Consider the following 17,982-nt stretch of genomic DNA (forward strand, 5'->3'; position numbering starts at 1 on the left):
GGCTCGAAGAGGCGGGGCGATCCTTACCGCGTCCGCGCAGGCCGGCACTAGCTGCCCTGCAGCGCCAGCGACGCCTTGAGTATGCGGGCGACCTCCGGCCTCGTGACGTCGTTGTGGTCCACTATGAAGTCGCAGAGCAGGTTGTTGACGTGGCAGTCCCGCAAGGCGGGCACGCTTTTTCCGTCGAAGGTCGAGGACGAGCCTTCCCCGGTGGCGAGGCGCAGCGCGCCATTGGCACCGAGGCCGCCAAAGATGTCGTCCGGACCGCCGAACCACCGGGTGACGCCGATGGAGCTGGCGACAGTGCCGCTGACCCGCGACGCGGCCGCATAGGCGAGACCGACGGCGGTGTCGTTCCAGGTGTGGGTGACAGCGATCGGGCCGTCCACCAGCTTGCCGGCGACGACCTTGCGGAAGGCGCCGTCGATCGTCTCGCCGTCATGCACGATGCCGGTGCCGAAGCCGTTATGCGAGAAGGCGCCCTGCAGCAGCGTCAGGCTGGACGGATGGCGACGTCCCATGGTGAGCGCCGCCGCGGTGACGAGGCGGGCGCCGAAGCTGTGGCCAACGAGATGGATGCACACGCCATCGAGCTCTGCGGCGGCGACGAGGCGCCGCCCCACCTCGGTGCCGACGACTCCGGCCCGCTTCTTCATCTCGAAATAGGCGAACTGGTTCAAAAGCCGCGCGACGCCGGCACGGATGCCGGACAGCACGCCGAGCGCCGCCCCCCGGCCGGTCTTCTTGAAGGCGGCGGCCGCTCCGCCGGCCTTCAGGTTGTTGATCGCGCCCGGCGTCCCCTGCGCGGCCAGATCGGCGATGATCCGGCGGCGGCGTGCGGGATCGAGCAGCTCGGCATGCTCGCGCTCGGTCTCCTTGCGGATGCGCGCGAGGTTCGCGCTCCTCCCTCCGCGTCGCTTGCGGACCTCCTTCTGCAACCTCTTGACCAGCACCTCGGCATCGCCGTTCTTGCCGTTGCCTTTGGCCGCCCGCTTCACCTCGGCAAGAAATTCATCGGCATCCCCGATCTGGAGGAAGGCGGCGAGGTCTTTCGCCTGCGCGAGCAGCGCCGTCTCCTTCGCATCGCCGAATGCCGCCGCGGCGCCGGTGCCGGTGCCGGAAGGCGCCGGCACGAAGCCCTCGGCGCTGAGGTCGTCGCGGAACTTGTCGGACGGCCAGAAGATGCCGACCACGCCGAACTTCCTGCCGGCGCCCGCCCATTGCCGGCCGGCTTCGGCAACGAGGTTGCCGATCAGCTTGTGATAGATGCCGTCCGCGTCGTCCGGATCGACATGCCAGCCATGGGAGATGACGATCACATCGGTGACACCGGCCGGGTAGTCCGCCGTCGCACCGGGCGCGAGGCTACCATCGGCGGCCAGTAGCAGCTTCGTGTATTCAAGTCCGGCAATGTCGGCCATTGTCGCCCCCTCATACCGACTGGATCGCACGCATGAGATCGAGCAGCCCGGCGCCCTGGAAGTCGCGCTTGCGCTTCAGGTCGGTGGCGCTCGACACGAAGATTTCCTTGATCCGCTCCGGCTGGCCGATGAACTCCCGCCGGATCGACAGCAGGGCCGCCGCGGCCCCGGACATGTGCGGCGCTGCCATGCTGGTCCCCGTCTCGTCGCGGTAGAAGGTGGCCGTGTCCCCTTTCGAACCGAGCCAGCCGGCGGGGTCCTGGACGTCGCCCTCGCCCCTCAGTTCCGCGACCTTCTCACGCGAGGCGCAGGAGACGATGCGCTCGCCCGGCGCCACGAGGTCGGGCTTGGGACGCCCGTCGATTGTCGGGCCGCGCGAGGAGAAATAGGAGACGCCATAGGTGTGCGGCGAGTCGCCGTGGGTAGAGCCCACGGTGATGGCGAGGTCGGCATTGCCGGGATCGCTGATCGACTGGTCGAGGCCGATCCGCCGCACCTTGCCGTCGCCCAGCTGCATCTCGACCGAGCCCTCATTGCCCGCAGCGACGACCACGACGACGCCGGTGCGCACTAGGCGGTTGACCGCCACGCAGATGGCGCTCTGCCCCGCCGCGAACCACTCGGCATCGAACGGGTAGCCGATGCTGATATTCACCCCGTGCACCCGAATGAGACGGCCGTCCTCGTTGATGCGCGCCACATAGTCGAGTGCTGCGAGCAGCGAGCGCTCCTCGCCGCTGCCCAGCTCATCCAGCACCTTGAGGCTGAGCAGCTTGCAGCGCGGGGCGACGCCGGTCACCAGTTGCTCCAGCTCGGCGATCCGGGTGCGCACATTGTCGTCCTCGTCGCGGGAACTCGACGCCCTGACCGCGGGCGGCTTCGCCTTGCGCACGCCGTTGGTCTCCTTGAAGGGCGTGGCGCCCGCGATGATGCCAGCGACATGCGTGCCATGGCCGAAACGATCGGACAGCGCGTCGTTGCCGCCGGTGAAGTCCTTGTGGTCGAGGCCCACCACGAGCGCACCGCGCAGTTGATGGGGCGCGACAGGGCTGAGGTCGAGCGTCGCATAGGTCCTGAAATGCGGATGGCCGCCGTCGATGCCGCTGTCGATCACCGCCCAGATGATGCCGAGGCCATCCGAGCCGAAGGTCCGCGTGCAGGCATCGGCCTTGATGGTGCGTAGCGAGCGGTCGAGGAAGGCCTTGAGCTCGCGATCCGGCCAGATCTTGTAGATGGCGGACGGGACCTTCTCGCCCCTTTTCGGCCTGCGAGCGCGAGGAGCGCCCTCGAAATTGGCCGCGTCAGGGTGGGGCGCCCGCGACGCGCCGTCCCGCCGGGCGAGCTCCTGCACCTGCTCCTTCGTCAGCCGCGCAAAGACGTGGTAGCGGCTCTCGGCACCGGCCGTCGGCTCCACATTCATCGCCTTGAGCAGGCCGACGACGGTTTCCTTGGCGCCGGCGGCACCGCGCTCGAAATCGAGATTGAGCTCGATCACCACCGGGAGCCGCTGGTGCTCATCGGCCCCGAACTTCCCCATCAGCTCGGGCGAGACCTTGTACTGGGCCTGTTTCTCCTGCAGCGGGCTGCGCGAGGCAGATTGGCCGCTGCCGTCTTTCGCGTCGCCGTTCTCCGCCATGCCGCCCTCCCCGCTCAGGTCCGACGCCGGCGAAGGAGATGAATGCCTGCAGCGCCGCCGACTCCGAGGCCGGCGCGCGAGCATCCCTCACGCGTCGTCGTCCGGCCGGTAAAGCCGATGGGAAATGCAGCCATGTCCGCCCCCGAGCCGCTGCTCGCAAAAATCAAAAGGCACCCCATTCCCGTTGTCAATCGGTATGGTTGTATTTCCGAACTTCGCGAGCTCTGGTTTGGGAATGGCCGCCGCGCCGACCTGCCCTAGCTAGTTCGGGACACCATCAGGGAGGGTCCCGTGCCCACCACACCGACCATTGCCCGCATCTGGCGAGGCCGCACCCGGCCGGACGTCGCCGATCTCTACGACAGCTACATTCGCACCGAGGGCATCCCGCCGCTGGAGAAGACCGCCCTCGGCGTCCAGCTTTTTCGCGAGGATCGCCCGGAGGAGAGCTGGTTCGTCACCATCTCCTACTGGGCGGACATGCAGGCCATGACTGCCTTCACCGGCGGCGAGCCGACCAGGGTGCATCATCTCGAACGCGATCCCGAGCTGCTGATCGAGCTGCCCGAGCGCATCGAGATCCACCGCATCCTGGTCGACCGTCAGGGGCTACGCTGACCGCGGAACGCCTAAGCCTCGAATTGTATCAATTCTTATCAAAGCCCCGCGTCCGCACAGTTCTGCGACAACTCCCGCATGGGAAGGCACGGTTCTGCGACAGCGCCGCCCTAGCCTCCCCTCCCGTCCACACGGGTTCAGAGGGAGACCCCCACCATGGCTCGATTGACCGTAAACGGCCGCGTCGAGGAGTTCGAGGCCGAGCCCGACACGCCGCTTCTCTGGGTCCTGCGCGAGCAGCTCGGCATGACCGGCACCAAGTTCGGCTGTGGCATCGCCCAGTGCGGCGCCTGCACCGTGCACATAGACGGCGTCGCCACCCGCTCTTGCGTCATGCCGGTCTCCTCCATCGAGGAGAGCCAGAAGATCGTCACCATAGAGGGCCTGTCGCCGGACGGCTCGCATCCCGTGCAGAAGGCGTGGCTGGCGCTCGACGTGCCGCAATGCGGCTACTGCCAGACCGGCATGATCATGGCCGCCGCCAGCCTGCTGGAGAGCAACCCGCAGCCGAGCGACGCCGACATCGCCGCCGAGATCACCAATATCTGCCGCTGCGGCACCTATAACCGCGTCCGCGCCGCCATCCACATGGCGGCCGGCGACAAGGCCGGCTGAGGGAGGCGCAGATGACCATCGCGCAGAAATTCCCAGCCGTCTCCCGCCGCAATTTCCTCGCCGGCTCGGCCGCGGCGGTCGGCGGCCTGTCGCTCGGCTTCCACATCCCCTTCGCCGGCAAGGCCTTCGCGCAGGACGCCGCAAACCTGCCGCCGGAGGTCAATGCCTGGGTGGTGGTGAAGCCGGACGACACCGTCGTCATCCGCGTCGCCCGCTCGGAGATGGGCCAGGGCACGCTCACGGGCCTCGCCCAGCTCGTCGCCGAGGAACTGGAATGCGACTGGTCGAAGGTGACGACCGAATACCCGCCGCCCGGCGAGAACCTCAAGCGCAACCGCGTCTGGGGCAGCTATTCCACCGGCGGCTCGCGCGGCATCCGCGACTCCCATGATTATGTCCGCAAGGGCGGCGCCGCCGCGCGCGAGATGCTCATCGCCGCCGCCGCCGCGCAATGGGGCGTATCGGTCGGCGAATGCGCGGCGGCCAGCAGCGTCATCACCCACGGCCCGAGCGGGCGCACGCTGCGCTTCGGCGAGGTGGCGGAAGCCGCCGGCAAGCTGACGCCGCCTTCCGACGTCAAGCTGAAGGACCCGAAGGACTGGAAGATCGCCGGCAAGCCGCTGGCGCGCCTCGACACCGCCGACAAGCTCACCGGCCGCCAAGTCTACGGCGCCGACCTCAAGCTGCCCGGCATGCTCAATGCCGCCATCAAGGCCTGCCCGGTCTTCGGCGGCAAGGTCGCGAGCTTCGATGCGGCCGCGGTCGAGAAGATGCCCGGCGTGAAGAAGGTGGTGAAGGTCGACGACACCGCCGTCGCCGTCGTCGCCGACACCTGGTGGCGGGCCAAGACCGCGCTCGACGCGCTCCCCATCACCTGGGACGAGGGCCCGAACACCGGCGTCTCCTCCGCCTCCATCGCCGAGATGCTGCGCGCCGGGCTCGATGCCGAGGACGCCTTCGTCGGCAACCGGCAGGGCGATGCCAAGGGCGAGCTCGCCAAGGGCGCGCCGGCGGGCGGCAAGATCGTCACCGCCAGCTACGCCTTCCCCTATCAGAACCACGCCACCATGGAGCCGATGAACGCCACCGCGCTCTACACGCCGGAGAAGTGCGAGGTGTGGGTGCCGACGCAGAACGGCGAATCCAGCCTCGCCGTGGTGGCGGAAGCCTCCGGCCTGCCGGTGGCGCAGTGCGAGGTCTACAAGATCCATCTCGGCGGCGGCTTCGGCCGACGCGGCAACTTCCAGGACTATGTCCGCCAGTCCGTGAGCATCGCCAAGCAGATGCCCGGCACGCCGGTAAAGCTGCTGTGGTCGCGCGAGGAGGACATGCTCCACGGCAACTACCACCCGACGACGCAAGCCAAGCTCACCGCCGCGCTCGATGCGCAGGGCAATGTAACAGCGATGCACATGCGCATCTCCGGCCAGTCCATCCTCGCGACCGTGCGGCCGGAAGGCATGCAGGGCGGCATGGACCCGGTGGTGTTCCAGGGGCTCACCGCCAATCTGCCGGAGGGCCATCTCGGCTACACCATTCCGAACCTGCTCGTCGACCACGCCATGCGCAACCCGCCGATCCCGCCGGGCTTCTGGCGCGGGGTGAACCTCAACCAGAACGCCATCTATGTCGAATGCTTCATCGACGAGATGGCGCATGCGGCCGGCATCGAGTCCCTCGCCTTCCGCCGCAAGCTGATGGCGAACCATCCCAAGCACCTCGCGGTGCTGGAGGCCGCCGCCAGGGGCATCGGCTGGGACACGCCGCCGGCGGAAGGGCGCGGGCGCGGGCTCGCCCAGATCATGGGCTTCGCCTCCTATGTCGCTGCCGCCGCCGAGGTGTCGGTGACGAATGGCGAGCTCACCATCCACCGCATCGTCGCCGCCACCGATCCGGGCCATGTCGTCAACCCCGCGCAGATCGAGCGGCAGGTCGAGGGCTCCTTCGTCTACGGCCTCTCCGCCTGCCTCTATGGCGAGTGCACGGTGAAGGGCGGGCGCATGGAGCAGGAGAACTTCGACACCTACGAGGTGATGCGCCTCGCGCAGATGCCCGCGGTCGAGACCGTGCTCGTGCCGTCCGGCGGCTTCTGGGGCGGGGTCGGCGAGCCGACCATCGCGGTCGCCGGCCCGGCAGTGCTCAACGCCGTTTTCGCGGCGACGGGCAAGCGCTACCGTACCCTGCCGCTCAAGAACCATGAGCTGAGCTGATGCGCCTTATGCTTCTTCTGCTGCCGGCGCTGTGGGTGGCCACTTTCTTGGCCATTCCGACAGCGCCGGCCGAGGCCGCACCGCCGCGCGGCGCCACTTCCTGCACCGGCTGCCATCCGCGCGCCGCCGGGCGCGGGCCGATTCCGAGCTTGAACGGACAGCCGTCGGAGCAGATCGTCTCGCAAATGACCGCCTTCCGCAGCGGCGAGCGCACGTCCACCGTGATGACGCGCATCGCCAAGGGGTTCAGCGATGAGGAAATCCGCGCCATCGCCGACTATTTCGCCGCCGGCGGCAATGCACCCCCACCGGCTCAGCCGTAGGAGCCTCTTGCGCGGCCTCGCGGCCGGCGCCGCCGTGTTCGGTGCGCCTGCGGTGCTGGCGCAGGCGGGTCCGCGCGTCGTCGTGGTCGGCGGCGGCTTCGCCGGCGCGAGCGTCGCCCGTGCGCTCAAGCGCGAGGACCGCGCCATGTCGGTCGCGCTCGTCGAGCCGAGCGAGCACTACACCGCCTGCCCGATGAGCAATGCGGTCATCGCCGGCCTGCGTGACATCGGCGCCCAGCATTTCGGCTATGGCGGGCTGGAGGATGACGGCATCGTCCATGTGCCGCAGCGTGTGGTGCGGGTCGACGCCGCCCAGCGCCGCGCGGTGCTCGCGGACGACGTCATGCTCGACTATGACCGGCTCGTCGTCGCGCCGGGCATCGACATGCGCTTCGACGCCATCCCCGGCTATGACGCGGCCGCCGCCGAATTGATGCCGCACGCCTGGAAGGCGGGCGAGCCGACGCTGCTGCTGCGCCGCCAGCTCGAGGCGATGGAGGATGGCGGCCTCGTCGTCATCTCCGCGCCGGCCAACCCGTTCCGCTGCCCGCCCGGCCCCTATGAGCGGGCGAGCCTGATCGCGTATTACCTGAAGACGCACAAGCCGCGCTCCAAGCTGCTGATCCTCGACGCCAAGGACGCCTTCTCCAAGCAGCGCCTGTTCGAGCAGGCGTGGAGCGAGCTCTATCCCGGCCTCGTCGAATGGGTGGGCCTGTCCTTCGGCGGCAAGGTGACGGCGGTCGACGCGCCGGGGCGCACGCTCACCACCGAGTTCGACAGCCACAAGGCGGCGGTCGCCAACGTCATCCCGCCGCAGCGGGCCGGCGCCATCGCCGCCACCATCGGCGTCGCCGACCAGACCGGCTGGTGCCCGATCGACCCGGTGACCTTCGAATCCCGTCTCGTGCCGAACGTCCATGTCATCGGCGATGCCGCCATCGGCGGCGCCATGCCGAAATCCGCCTTCACCGCCAATGCGCAAGCCAAGGCCTGCGCCACTGCGATCGCCAGCCTGCTGCGCGGGCAGGAGCCGGAAAGTCCGAAGCTGATCAACACCTGCTACAGCCTGATCGCGCCCGACCAGGCGGTGTCCATCGGCGGCGTCTACGAGCCGACGAACGGGCTGCTCGCCGAGGTGCAGGACGCCGGCGGCACCAGCCCGCTCGACGCGCCGCGCTCGGTGCGCGAGCAGGAGGCGGCCTACGCCAAGGACTGGTTCGAGACCATCACGCAGGAGGCCTTCGGGTGAACGCCCCGCTGCTGGCGGCGGTCATCAGCATCGCCTTTCCCTCCGGCGCGCTGGCGCAGGATGCGCTGCCGCGCCCGGCCCGCCTCGCGCCGGGCGACGCGGCCGACGGCGCCCGGCTCGTCGCCGACCGGCAGAAGAGCCTGTGCGTGCTCTGCCATTCCGGCCCGTTCCCGAACCCGCACCTGCAGGGCAATCTCGCACCGGACCTCAAAGGCATCGGCGCGCGGCTGTCGGAAGACGAGATCCGCCTGCGCGTCACCGACATGAAGCGGCTCAATCCCGACAGCCTGATGCCGACCTATGTCGCCTCGCAAGGCAGTGAGCGCGTCGGGACGGCGTGGCGCGGCCGGCCGATATTGGCGGAGCAGGAGATCGAGCACATCGTCGTCTATCTCGCGAGCCTGAAGGAATGAGCGTGAAGCAAGCGGGGGCCATCGGACGGCGCGACCTGATCCTCGCCGGCGGCGCGGGGCTGCTGGTGCTCGCCTTGCCGTCCGCCCGCGCGCTCGCCCGGCCCTCCTTACAGGAGGCGGTGAGCGGCTTCACCGGCGGCAAGCCCATCCAGACCGGCAAGGTGACGCTCGACGTGCCGCCGCTGGTCGAGAACGGCAATGCGGTCGGCGTCACCATCGCGGTCGAGAGCCCGATGACCGCGGACGAGCATGTGCGCCGCATCGCCCTGTTCAACGAGAAAAACCTGCAGGCGGACGTCGCGGTGTTCACCCTCGGCCCGCGCGCCGGCCGCGCCCGCATCGCCACCCGCATAAGGCTCGCCACCTCGCAGACGCTGATCGCCGTCGCCGAGTTGAGCGACGGCAGCTACTGGTCGAGCTCGGCCAACGTCATCGTCACGCTCGCCGCCTGCATCGAGGATCTGTCATGAGCCGCACCCTCGTCAGCGTGCCGAAGACCGCCAGGGCCGGCGACATCGTCGACATCCGCGCCATGATCGCCCACCCGATGGAGACCGGCTACCGCATGGGGCCGAACGGTCAGGCGATCCCGCGCAACATCATCCGCCATTTCGCCTGCGACTACGATGGCGAGGAGGTGTTCTCCGCCGAGTTCCACCCGGCCATGTCCGCCAATCCCTTCGTCGCCTTCAGCACGGTGGCGACCAAGAGCGGCACGCTGACCTTCCGCTGGACCGACGATGACGGCAAGGTCGAGACGGCGAGCGCCGAGATTTCGGTGAGCTGATGAGGGCTCGCCTCGCGCTGGCCGCCCTGCTCTATGCCGGCTCGGCCGCCGCGCAGGCGATCCCGGCGGCCGAGCGCCGCTCCGGCACCGATTTCATGTCGGCGCAGACGCGGGCGGTACAGGCCGACGACACCGCCAATCCCGGCATGCTCTGGGTCTTGCAGGGCGAAACGCTGTGGAACGAGCCGGCGGGTGCCTCCGGCCGCTCCTGCGCCTCCTGCCATGGCGAGGCGGCGGCCTCGATGCGCGGCGTCGCCGCCCGCTACCCGGCCTTCGACGCGGCGAGCGGCGCCCCCATCGACCTCGCAGGCAAGATCGACCAGTGCCGCACTCAACGCCAGCAGGCAGAAACCCTGCCTCGCGAGAGCGAGGACGCGCTCGGCCTCGCCGCCTATGTCGGCCACCAGTCGCGCGGCATGCCCATCGCCCCGCCCAACGATCCGCGCCTCGACGCCGCGCGTGCCGAGGGCAAGCGCCTGTTCGAGACGCGCATGGGCCAGCTCGATCTCGCCTGCTCGTCCTGCCACGATGCCTACTGGCGCGGGCGGCTCGGCGGCAGCGCCGTCACGCAAGCGCACCCGACCGGCTATCCGATCTATCGGCTGGAATGGCAGGCGGTCGGCTCGCTGCAGCGGCGCATGCGCGGCTGCATGGTCGGCGTGCGCGCCGAGCCCTTCGCCTATGGCGCGGCGGAGTTCATCGCGCTGGAGCTCTACTTGAACAGCCGCGCCGCCGGGATGCCCGTCGAGACGCCGGCGGTGAGGCCGTAAGGGGCTGGCCGTATCGGCTCTCAGGATTGGTGAAAACCGCCTTCTGACCGTCATCCCCGGGCTTGGCCCGGGGATCCACGACTTGCCGGGCGTCAGGCTGAATCGAACGCATGGATGGCCGGGCCAAGCCCGGCCATGACAACCTCCAAGCACCCCGGTCGCGAATGAACGGCTCCCCCCTCACGTCGCCGGCGAGCGCTTGCCGAGGGCGGCGCGGGCGAAGCCGGGGCGGCGTGCCGGGCGCGGCGCCGGCTGACCCTCGACCGGCATCTCCGCCGGCGGCAGGGTAATCGTCGCGCGCAGGCCGCTGCCGGTGTTGGTCAGCACGATGTCGCCGCCATGCCGGCGCACCACGTCGCGCGCGATGGACAGGCCGAGGCCGATGCCGCCGGTCTCGCGGTTGCGCGAGTGCTCCATGCGCACGAAGGGCTCGAACACCCGCTCCATGGCGTCCTCGGGAATGCCCGGCCCGTCATCCTCGATGACGATCTCCACCGCCTCGGGGCCGCTGGACAGGCTGACACGCGCGCACTGCCCGTAGCGCACCGCGTTCTCCACGAGGTTACGCAAGGCGCGCTTGAGCCCGTCCGGCCGGCAGCGATAGCCGATCTTCGGCGCTTCCACGCAGGACACGTTGAAGCCGAGCTCGACGAGGTCGTCACAGAGACTCCCGACAAGCGCCGCGAGGTCGACGCTGCGCGTCGGCTCACCGGCCGCCTGCTCGCGCGAGAAGGCGAGCGTCGCCTCCGTCAACGCCCGCAATTCGTCGAGCGTGGCGAGCATCTTCTCGCGCGTCTCGTCGTCGGTGACGAACTCGGTGCGCAGCCGCATGGAGGTGATCGGCGTGCGCAGATCGTGGCCGATGGCGGCCAGCATGCGTGTACGGTCCTCGACGAAGCGCTGCAGCCGCGCCTGCATGAGGTTGAAGGCGACCGCCGTCTGGCGGACATCCTCCGGCCCCCGCTCGGGCAGCGGCTCCACGCCCTCGCCGCGGCCCAGCGCTTCCGCCGCCACGGCGAGGCGGCGCATGGGCCCGGTCATGCCACGGGCGATGAAGGCGGCGCAGATCGACAGGATGAAGGCGGTGACCGCGAGCGACATGGCCGACTGTGCGGTCCACAGGCTCGGCATCTTCTTCACCGCCGCCGAGGACAGCCAGGAACCGTCCTTGAGCCGGACCGCGAGGCCCATGCCGTTGTCCTGCCCGAGATAGAGGAACTTGGCCGGGCGCGAGAGCGGCCAGGCATGGGCGGGCATCTCGGTCCAGGGCTTCAGTGCCGGATCGTCCGGCGAGGAGGCGGCCGCCGCCCCGGTCGCCTGGGTGACGGGCCGCAGTTCCGCGGTCGCCGGCTGCGGCGTGCCGGTCAGGCTCGCCGCCGCCGGCAGCGGCGCGGCAAGGCGCGCCTTCGCCTCGTCCCGCCACGCGGTCGCGTCGGAGGGAAATTCCGGCGTCACCCAGAAGCGAGTGTAGCTGGTGCCGCTGGCCCGCAGGATATCGGGATGGAGCGAGGGCGGCGTCGCCTCCAGCAGCTGCGCAACCGAGGCGCTGCGGCTGAGGAACTCCGTCTTCGCCGCCTTGATCAGCGCCTGCCCGCGCTCGTCCATGAACAATACGAAGCTGATGCCCTGCGAGACGGCGAGCGCCAGCAGCATGATGGCGACGAAGCGCGCGGTGAGGCTGCGGTTCCACAGGCCGATCATTGCCGCACCACCTCGGCGGAGAAGCTGTAGCCCCCGCCCCAATGGGTCTTGATCAGCGTCGGCGACTTCGGATCGGACTCGATCTTCTTGCGCAGCCGGCTGACCTGGTTGTCGATGGCGCGGTCGAACGGCTCGGCCGAGCGGCCGACGGTAAGGTCGAGAAGCTGGTCGCGGCTGAGCACCAGCCCGGCATGGTCGAGGAAGACGCTGAGCAGCCGGAACTCGGCGGTGGAGAGCGGCACCGCCATGCCGTCCTCGCCGGTCAATTCGCGGCGGCCGACATTGAGCGACCAGCGCTCGAAGCGCACCTCCTTCGCCTTCAGCTGCCCGCGCTGCGGCGGCAGGCTCTGCACCCGCCGCAGCACCGCCTTGATGCGCGCCAGCAATTCGCGCGGGTTGAACGGCTTGGCGAGATAGTCGTCGGCGCCGAGCTCGAGGCCGACGATGCGGTCCGTCTCCTCCGTCATGGCCGTGAGCATGATCACGGGAACGGTGCTGCTCTCGCGGAGATAGCGGCAGAGCGACAGCCCGTCCTCGCCCGGCATCATGATGTCGAGCACGACGAGGTCGATGGCGTTGCGGTCCAGCAGGCGGCGGAACGCGGCGGCGTTCTCGGCCAGGCTCGTGCGGTAGCCGTGCTTCTGCAGGTATTTGCCGACGAGATCGCGAATGTCGCGATGGTCGTCGACGATGGCGATGTGCGGCGCTGTTTCCATGGCTCTCTCCGCAACCTACATAACGTCACGCGCGAAGGATCGCTCCGAGGAAATTGTATCAAACCTTGCACAGCGACGGCAGCGGCGACAGGCGGCGACACAGTCGTATGGCCGCTGCGAAAGATCTGCGACATGCCCCCTCTAAAACCTCAGCATCGACGACGGGACAGCGACTGTTTCTCGTCAGACGATGTTTAGATCAACCTCGCGATCGCGTGATCATGACCTTCGGTTATGTTCCATATAGATCGCCCGGAACATGGGACTTGAACAATGTCGAAGATCGTTTCCTTGCCCGTTCTTGGCTTCGGCCTCGCTGTGCTCGCCGCCGCCGTCGCCACCCCGGCGCTGGCCCGTGAAGACGGCCCGCCGGCCACCCCGCGCTACGGCGCTTCGACCCTCGCGCCGCAGACCTATATGCCCGTCATCGAGGGTCGCAACGCGACCGAGGGCGGTGCCGCGGTCGAGGGCCGCAACGCCACCGTCGGCGGCCCGGCCACGCAGGGCGTCGAGCCCTACATCGCCAGCCAGATCGAGCAGAACGCCCGCTCGTCGCGCTGACCGGCTCCTCCCGAGCCAACAGGAGTGGCGGCCCCCACCGGGGCCGCCATTTTTTTTGCCGGTGGCTTGCCATCGCGTCGGGGGCGGCACATGCGCCCGCGGCCCGCGCGGCGGCCGAGGCCGGCCGCCATCTGGTATTATCCAAATCCGGCTAACGATCGCGCCATATTCCCCGCAATTACACGCACTGCGCGCATATAGGTGCTATGGCACCTCAAAGATTTTGCCGAAATCTCAAAAATACAAACAAAAAAGGACAAATCTACTTGTTTTACGGTATTATAATACGCCAACCGCGCTGGACAGGCGGTCGGTCGGGTCCGATAATTTACGTAGCGCAATAGAAGACAACTTCAGGAGCGTTCGATGCGGGGGGCGGAGCGAAGCCACGACGTGGTGGTTGCTCGGTGTGGCGGTTTGCGCCTCGGCGTTCCGCTCGAAGCCGTCCACAAGGTCGTCGCCGCCCCGCTCCTCACCCCCCTGCCCGACGCCCCCGCCCGCGTCGCTGGTCTCGCCAACCTGCATGGCGCCCCGCTCGTCGTGCTCGATATCTCCGGAAACGCTCTGCCTGCGGGCCGTCCGAGGCTGGAGGCGCGTCTCATGGTAGTGGAGACGGCGCAGCGCCGCTGCGGCCTGCTGTGCGACCGGGTCGAAGGCACGCTGCGTCTTCCAGAAGACGCGTGGCGTGCGCTCGACGACCTCGTTCCGGGAGCCGGCTATCTGGCCGGCAGCCCCGATGGGGAAGACCTCGTCGTGCTGCGCGATCCCGACGGCTGGCTCTCCGAGGGTGACGAGCAGCATCTCCGGGAGGCGCTGGAGCGCCATCGTGCCGGCGGCGCCGGGGAGGCCGGCGCATGAACGCGGACATTCGCCATCTCGCCCCCTTCCGCTCGCTCATCTCGCAGCGTTTCGGCCTCGCCATGCCCGAGCGCTTCGACCGGCTGCTGCCGCGCGCGCTCGCAAAAGCGATGGAGATCGCCGGCGCGCGCGATGCCGAGGCGCTGTGCCTTCACCTTGAGACCCAGCCCTGGACCGCGCCCGCCTGGCAGGCCGTCATCGAGACGGTGACGGTGCGCGAGACCTCTTTCTTCCGCCAGAGCGGCTGGTGGGACTCGCTCGTCCAGGCGGCGCTGAAGCCGCTGATCGAGGCGCGGCGGCGCGACGGCAGCCGGCACCTGCGCTGCCTCAGCCTCGGCTGCGCCTCGGGCGACGAACCCTATTCGCTGGCGATGATCCTCCACCGCCTGCTGCTCGGCGAGCCGGGCTGGACGGTGGACGTCGTCGGCGCCGATCTGTGCCAGGCCACGCTCACCCAGGCGCAGGCCGGCCTCTTCGACGCGCGGGCGGTGCAGGAGGTCGAGCCGCGCGAGCGCGAGCTGTGGTTCCGCCCGGCGGGGCGCCAGCGATTCGCCCTGTCGGAGGGCCTGCGCAGCCGCGTCGCCTTCCGCCTGTTCAACCTCGCCGAGGCGGCCGAAGCCGCGCGCGGCGGCGCGCAGGTCGCCGCACCCGGCGCGCCGGCGGACCTCGTCATCTGCCGCAACGTGATCATCCACATGGAGCCGTCGCGCCAGCCGGGGATCGCGCATTACCTGACCGCGCAGCTGCGGCCCGGCGGCAGGCTGGCCGTCTCGCCGGTCGAAGCCACCGCCTCATGGTTCGCGCCGCTGGCTTTTGAGGCCACCGGGCAGGCGATCCTGTTCACCAAGCCGGATGGACGTCCGGCACCTCAGCGCAAACCGCGTCCCGCTCCGCCCGCGAGCGAACCCGCCGCCGCGCCGCCGCCTGCGGCCACGCCGAAGGCCGTCGCCGCGCCGGACAGCGCCGCCCGCCTCGCCCGCGTACGCCATCTGGCCGATCTCGGCCTGTTCGAGGAGGCCCGCCGGCTGTGCGGGCAGATCCTCGGCCCCAATGCCGAGGCGGAGCTCCTGATGGCGCTGGTCTGCCAGGCGCTCGGCGACATCGCCTCGGCGGAGGCGGCGGCGCGGCGCGGGCTGGCGGCGGCGCCGCACTCGCCGGCGGCACATTACGTCCACGCCATCATCTGCCTGCGCACCGGGCTCACCGCGCAGGCCCGCCGCTCGCTGCGCCGCGCCGTCGAATTGCTCGACAACGCGCAGGAAGGCAAGCAACTCGGTGCCCATCTCGCCATCGAGGCGAACGAGATCCGTCAGGCGGCGCGCCGGCTGGGCGTCGGACTGGCGGGACAGGCCGGCGCGGGAGGCACCCATGACCGACCGCACTGAACCCGGCGCCGGCTTCGGCTGGAAACAGGTCCACGCCCGGCTCACCGAAAGCGCCACGCGGCTTGCCGGCGGCCTGACGGAGGAGGAGATCGCGGAGCGGCTGGCGCGGCGCACCCGCGAGCTCGCCGCACTGGAGACGGCGGACGCCGCCGCGCAACGGCGCGACGTCGTCGTCTTCGGCCGCGCCGGCGAGCGCTATGCCATCGAGGTCGCCCATGCCGTTGCGGTGGCGCCGGTCGGCAACCTCGTTCCCCTGCCGGACGTCGAGGCGCCGCATGTCGGCATCATGACCTATCAGGGCCTGCTCTACGCCGTCGTCGACCCGAACGCGCTCGCCGATCGTGCGGCGGCCTCCACCGCCGCCCCGGGCTTCGTCATCCTCATCAACGATCCCGCCAGCGCCGTCGGCATCGCCGCCGACGTGGTGTTCGGCGTGGCGCGGGTGGCGGCCGAGACGCTCGACGCGAGCCCGGCCCGTCCTTCCCTCATCGCGACCGTCCTGCCGGACGGCGCCAGCCTGCTATCGCCCGACGCCGTGACGCGGAATGCGCGGCTCGTCGTCGACCACCGTCAGCGCGACACGCTGTCCACCTGAGCGTCCGATCCGAACATGGGGCCGTCCATGCGTATCAATCGCCTTGTCATCGCCGGGGGCATCCTCGCCGCCCTCGTCCCGACCGCCCTGCTCGGCTTCGGCTACACGATGAAGATGCGTCAGCTCCTGCTCGACAACACCATCGAGCAGGAGCAGTCCTTCGTCAGCGAGGCGGCCATCTACATCGACCGCGTGCTCACCGACCATCGCAACGCGCTCCAGCTCGCGGCCGACCAGATCGGCGCGCAGTCCATGGACCCCGCGGCGGCCACCCCGACGCTCGAGCGGCTGCGCGCCCTCTTCCCGCTGTTCGACCGCATCCTGCTCGCCCCGCCGGACGGCATCATCGCCGCCGCGGCGCCGGCGGTGGCGGAGAACGGGCAGAGCTCCATCGGCACCACCGTCACCGACCGCAGCTACTTCCGCATCCCGCTGCAGAAGGGCACGGCCTACATTGATCCGCAGGTGCTGATCGGCCGCACCTCCGGCCAGCCGCTGATGGCGATGGGCGCCCCGGTGAAGGCGCCTGACGGGCGTGTCATCGGTGTGCTCGGCGGCACCATCGAGCTCGATTCCGTTACCAGCCTGATCCGCCGCCTCACCCTCGGGCGCACCGGCCATGCCGTCGCCGTCACCCGCGAGGGCGTCACCGTGGCGCATCCCAACGCCAAGTTCCTGCAGGAGCGCTTCAGCTTCGCGTCGCAGCCGATCTGGACGCACATCGCCGGCCGCCAGCAGGGGCAGATCCTCGGCTATGAGGACGAGGCAGGCAATTCCCGCTTCGCCGCCTTCGCCACCGTGCCGGCGACAGAGTGGAAGGTCTGGCTGAGCCAGACCCATGCCGAGGTCGACGACGAGTTCGTCACCCGCCTCGCGTCGAGCGCCATCTGGCCGCTCATCGCGCTGCTCGGCGGCGTCGTTCTCTCCGTCCTGCTGTCGCGGCTCATCGCCCGGCCCATCGAGAAGCTGCAGGGCACCGCCGAGGCGATCGCCGGCGGCGAGCTCGACCTGCGGGCGCCGACCGACGGACCGGAAGAGATCGCGAGCCTCGCCGCAGCCGTCAACGCCATGGCCGAGGCGCTCAGGCAGCGCATCACCACCGAGCAGGAGGCGCGCAGCGCCATCGAGCGCACGGTGACCGCCTATGGCGGCTTCGCCGAGCGGGTCGCCAATGGCGACTTCAGCTCCCGGCTCGAAGTCGGCGATGCCGGCGACCTCGAACGCCTCGGCCACGCGCTCAACTCCATGTCGGGCTCGCTCGGGCTGCTGGTCGGCGAGATCAAGCTCGCCACCAACCAGCTCGGCTCCGCCACCGCCGAAATCCTCGCCGCCACCACCCAGCAGGCGGCGGCGACTTCCGAGGAGGCCGCGGCGGTAAGGCAGATGGCAGCCTCGGTGCATGAGCTGCGCCAGGCCGGCGAATCCGTCGCCCGCCGCACCCAGACCGTGGTGGAGATGGCGCAGAAGACCGAGAACGTCGCCGAGACCGGCCTGCAATCGGTGGAGGAGACCATCCGCTCCACCGAGGAAGGCCGCCAGAGGCTGGAGACGCTCGCCGAGCGGGTGATGAACTTCAGCGAGCGCACCCACGAGATCGCTGAATTGAACGCCACAGTCGGCGAGCTGGCGGAGAAGTCCAACCTGCTCGCCGTCAACGCCAGCATCGAGGCGGCGAAGGCCGGCGAGGCCGGCCGCGGCTTCGCCGTGGTGGCAAACGAGGTCAAGGAGCTCGCCGACCAGTCGAAGGCGGCGAGCGTGCAGGTCCGCCGCATAATCGCCGACATCCAGCGCTCGGCGCAGGCGGCGGTGATCGCCGCCGAGCAATACGCCAAGGCGTCGGACGCCAGCGTCGTCACCTCGCGCCAGTCCGGCTCCTCCATCTCCATGCTGGCAGGCCGGGTGAGCGAGGCCTCGCAGGCGGCGCGGCAGAACCTCGTCGCCGCCGAGCAGCAGCAGGCCGGCATCGAGCAGATCGCGCTCGCCGTCGACAATATCGAGGCGTCCTCGGCGCAGACCGTCTCCGCCACCGGGCAGGTCGAGCAGTCCGCCCGCAGCCTGCACGACCTCTCCCAGTCGCTCGAAGCCATCGTCGGCCGCGTCGCCGTGCGGCACGGGACCTGATCG

18 protein-coding genes are annotated in these 17,982 nt (G+C 69.8%); 14 read left to right on the plus strand and 4 right to left on the minus strand.

Translation table 11 applies throughout. From position 1 onward, the window contains the following. Window positions 1-47 precede the first annotated feature (47 nt). Window positions 48-1,421: a hypothetical protein gene (locus tag SNOV_RS09860; RefSeq protein WP_013166776.1), complete on the minus strand. Its 1,374-nt coding sequence runs from the start codon at window positions 1,419-1,421 to the stop codon at window positions 48-50. A 10-nt stretch (window positions 1,422-1,431) separates the two neighbouring features. Continuing rightward, window positions 1,432-3,057 carry a S8 family peptidase gene (locus tag SNOV_RS09865; RefSeq protein WP_013166777.1) on the minus strand — a complete coding sequence of 542 codons (1,626 nt, stop codon included), beginning with the start codon at window positions 3,055-3,057 and terminating at the stop codon, window positions 1,432-1,434. 291 nt (window positions 3,058-3,348) lie between these two features. On the opposite strand from SNOV_RS09865, the gene SNOV_RS09870 reads away from it, so the two are divergent. From SNOV_RS09870 to soxA, 9 genes are all read left to right on the plus strand, one after another. Beyond that, the gene (locus SNOV_RS09870) at window positions 3,349-3,675 is read left to right on the plus strand and encodes a hypothetical protein (RefSeq protein ID WP_013166778.1); all 327 of its coding nucleotides are present in this window, start codon (window positions 3,349-3,351) and stop codon (window positions 3,673-3,675) included. A 156-nt stretch (window positions 3,676-3,831) separates the two neighbouring features. After that, on the plus strand, window positions 3,832-4,290 hold the full coding sequence (locus SNOV_RS09875) for a (2Fe-2S)-binding protein (RefSeq protein WP_013166779.1): 459 nt from the start codon (window positions 3,832-3,834) through the stop codon (window positions 4,288-4,290). Between the two features lie 11 nt (window positions 4,291-4,301). Next, on the plus strand, window positions 4,302-6,500 hold the full coding sequence (locus SNOV_RS09880) for a xanthine dehydrogenase family protein molybdopterin-binding subunit (RefSeq protein WP_013166780.1): 2,199 nt from the start codon (window positions 4,302-4,304) through the stop codon (window positions 6,498-6,500). 8 nt (window positions 6,501-6,508) lie between these two features. Beyond that, the gene (locus SNOV_RS09885) at window positions 6,509-6,823 is read left to right on the plus strand and encodes a c-type cytochrome (RefSeq protein ID WP_244412918.1); all 315 of its coding nucleotides are present in this window, start codon (window positions 6,509-6,511) and stop codon (window positions 6,821-6,823) included. Beyond that, window positions 6,798-8,072 carry an FCSD flavin-binding domain-containing protein gene (locus SNOV_RS09890; protein WP_041782148.1) on the plus strand — a complete coding sequence of 425 codons (1,275 nt, stop codon included), beginning with the start codon at window positions 6,798-6,800 and terminating at the stop codon, window positions 8,070-8,072. The genes SNOV_RS09885 and SNOV_RS09890 overlap by 26 nt, the downstream gene beginning before the upstream one ends. Beyond that, window positions 8,069-8,485, plus strand: coding sequence for a sulfur oxidation c-type cytochrome SoxX (gene soxX / locus SNOV_RS09895; protein WP_013166783.1), 417 nt, complete (start codon window positions 8,069-8,071; stop codon window positions 8,483-8,485). Before SNOV_RS09890 ends, soxX begins: the two co-directional genes overlap by 4 nt. Then, window positions 8,482-8,955: a SoxY-related AACIE arm protein gene (locus SNOV_RS09900; RefSeq protein WP_013166784.1), complete on the plus strand. Its 474-nt coding sequence runs from the start codon at window positions 8,482-8,484 to the stop codon at window positions 8,953-8,955. The genes soxX and SNOV_RS09900 overlap by 4 nt, the downstream gene beginning before the upstream one ends. Further along, complete coding sequence (soxZ, locus tag SNOV_RS09905; RefSeq protein WP_013166785.1) at window positions 8,952-9,272, plus strand: thiosulfate oxidation carrier complex protein SoxZ; 321 nt, start codon at window positions 8,952-8,954, stop codon at window positions 9,270-9,272. The genes SNOV_RS09900 and soxZ overlap by 4 nt, the downstream gene beginning before the upstream one ends. After that, on the plus strand, window positions 9,272-10,042 hold the full coding sequence (gene soxA / locus SNOV_RS09910) for a sulfur oxidation c-type cytochrome SoxA (RefSeq protein ID WP_013166786.1): 771 nt from the start codon (window positions 9,272-9,274) through the stop codon (window positions 10,040-10,042). The genes soxZ and soxA overlap by 1 nt, the downstream gene beginning before the upstream one ends. Before the next feature lie 180 nt (window positions 10,043-10,222). On the opposite strand, the gene SNOV_RS09915 is transcribed toward soxA, so the two are convergent. Together SNOV_RS09915 and SNOV_RS09920 are read right to left on the minus strand one after the other, a co-directional pair. Next, on the minus strand, window positions 10,223-11,743 hold the full coding sequence (locus SNOV_RS09915) for an ATP-binding protein (RefSeq protein WP_041782150.1): 1,521 nt from the start codon (window positions 11,741-11,743) through the stop codon (window positions 10,223-10,225). Then, window positions 11,740-12,459 (minus strand): response regulator, encoded by a 720-nt coding sequence (locus SNOV_RS09920; protein WP_013166787.1) that lies wholly within the window; start codon window positions 12,457-12,459, stop codon window positions 11,740-11,742. Before SNOV_RS09920 ends, SNOV_RS09915 begins: the two co-directional genes overlap by 4 nt. Before the next feature lie 273 nt (window positions 12,460-12,732). Between SNOV_RS09920 and SNOV_RS09925 the strand changes: the two genes are divergently transcribed. The 5 genes from SNOV_RS09925 (at window position 12,733) to SNOV_RS22580 (ending at window position 17,979) form a co-directional block, all read left to right on the plus strand. Continuing rightward, on the plus strand, window positions 12,733-13,020 hold the full coding sequence (locus tag SNOV_RS09925) for a hypothetical protein (RefSeq protein ID WP_013166788.1): 288 nt from the start codon (window positions 12,733-12,735) through the stop codon (window positions 13,018-13,020). A 396-nt stretch (window positions 13,021-13,416) separates the two neighbouring features. Beyond that, complete coding sequence (locus SNOV_RS22930; protein ID WP_187291106.1) at window positions 13,417-13,878, plus strand: chemotaxis protein CheW; 462 nt, start codon at window positions 13,417-13,419, stop codon at window positions 13,876-13,878. After that, window positions 13,875-15,263 (plus strand): CheR family methyltransferase, encoded by a 1,389-nt coding sequence (locus SNOV_RS09935; protein WP_013166790.1) that lies wholly within the window; start codon window positions 13,875-13,877, stop codon window positions 15,261-15,263. Before SNOV_RS22930 ends, SNOV_RS09935 begins: the two co-directional genes overlap by 4 nt. Then, complete coding sequence (locus SNOV_RS09940; RefSeq protein WP_013166791.1) at window positions 15,247-15,858, plus strand: chemotaxis protein CheW; 612 nt, start codon at window positions 15,247-15,249, stop codon at window positions 15,856-15,858. The genes SNOV_RS09935 and SNOV_RS09940 overlap by 17 nt, the downstream gene beginning before the upstream one ends. Before the next feature lie 27 nt (window positions 15,859-15,885). After that, the gene (locus SNOV_RS22580; RefSeq protein ID WP_187291107.1) at window positions 15,886-17,979 is read left to right on the plus strand and encodes a methyl-accepting chemotaxis protein; all 2,094 of its coding nucleotides are present in this window, start codon (window positions 15,886-15,888) and stop codon (window positions 17,977-17,979) included. Window positions 17,980-17,982: the final 3 nt, after the last annotated feature.

It is taken from the genome of Ancylobacter novellus DSM 506, assembly GCF_000092925.1.
Taxonomy (GTDB): Bacteria; Pseudomonadota; Alphaproteobacteria; order Rhizobiales; family Xanthobacteraceae; genus Ancylobacter; species Ancylobacter novellus.

Coding starts and splice junctions, on each gene's coding strand:
- SNOV_RS09860 (WP_013166776.1), bottom strand. CDS start 1,421: ATGGCCGACATTGCCGGACTTGAATACACGAAGCTGCTACTGGCCGCC.
- SNOV_RS22580 (WP_187291107.1), top strand. CDS start 15,886: ATGCGTATCAATCGCCTTGTCATCGCCGGGGGCATCCTCGCCGCCCTC.
- soxZ (WP_013166785.1), top strand. CDS start 8,952: ATGAGCCGCACCCTCGTCAGCGTGCCGAAGACCGCCAGGGCCGGCGAC.
- SNOV_RS09915 (WP_041782150.1), bottom strand. CDS start 11,743: ATGATCGGCCTGTGGAACCGCAGCCTCACCGCGCGCTTCGTCGCCATC.
- SNOV_RS09885 (WP_244412918.1), top strand. CDS start 6,509: ATGCTTCTTCTGCTGCCGGCGCTGTGGGTGGCCACTTTCTTGGCCATT.
- SNOV_RS09865 (WP_013166777.1), bottom strand. CDS start 3,057: ATGGCGGAGAACGGCGACGCGAAAGACGGCAGCGGCCAATCTGCCTCG.
- SNOV_RS09890 (WP_041782148.1), top strand. CDS start 6,798: ATGCACCCCCACCGGCTCAGCCGTAGGAGCCTCTTGCGCGGCCTCGCG.
- SNOV_RS09925 (WP_013166788.1), top strand. CDS start 12,733: ATGTCGAAGATCGTTTCCTTGCCCGTTCTTGGCTTCGGCCTCGCTGTG.
- SNOV_RS09940 (WP_013166791.1), top strand. CDS start 15,247: ATGACCGACCGCACTGAACCCGGCGCCGGCTTCGGCTGGAAACAGGTC.
- SNOV_RS09900 (WP_013166784.1), top strand. CDS start 8,482: ATGAGCGTGAAGCAAGCGGGGGCCATCGGACGGCGCGACCTGATCCTC.
- SNOV_RS09880 (WP_013166780.1), top strand. CDS start 4,302: ATGACCATCGCGCAGAAATTCCCAGCCGTCTCCCGCCGCAATTTCCTC.
- SNOV_RS09935 (WP_013166790.1), top strand. CDS start 13,875: ATGAACGCGGACATTCGCCATCTCGCCCCCTTCCGCTCGCTCATCTCG.
- SNOV_RS09920 (WP_013166787.1), bottom strand. CDS start 12,459: ATGGAAACAGCGCCGCACATCGCCATCGTCGACGACCATCGCGACATT.
- SNOV_RS09875 (WP_013166779.1), top strand. CDS start 3,832: ATGGCTCGATTGACCGTAAACGGCCGCGTCGAGGAGTTCGAGGCCGAG.
- soxA (WP_013166786.1), top strand. CDS start 9,272: ATGAGGGCTCGCCTCGCGCTGGCCGCCCTGCTCTATGCCGGCTCGGCC.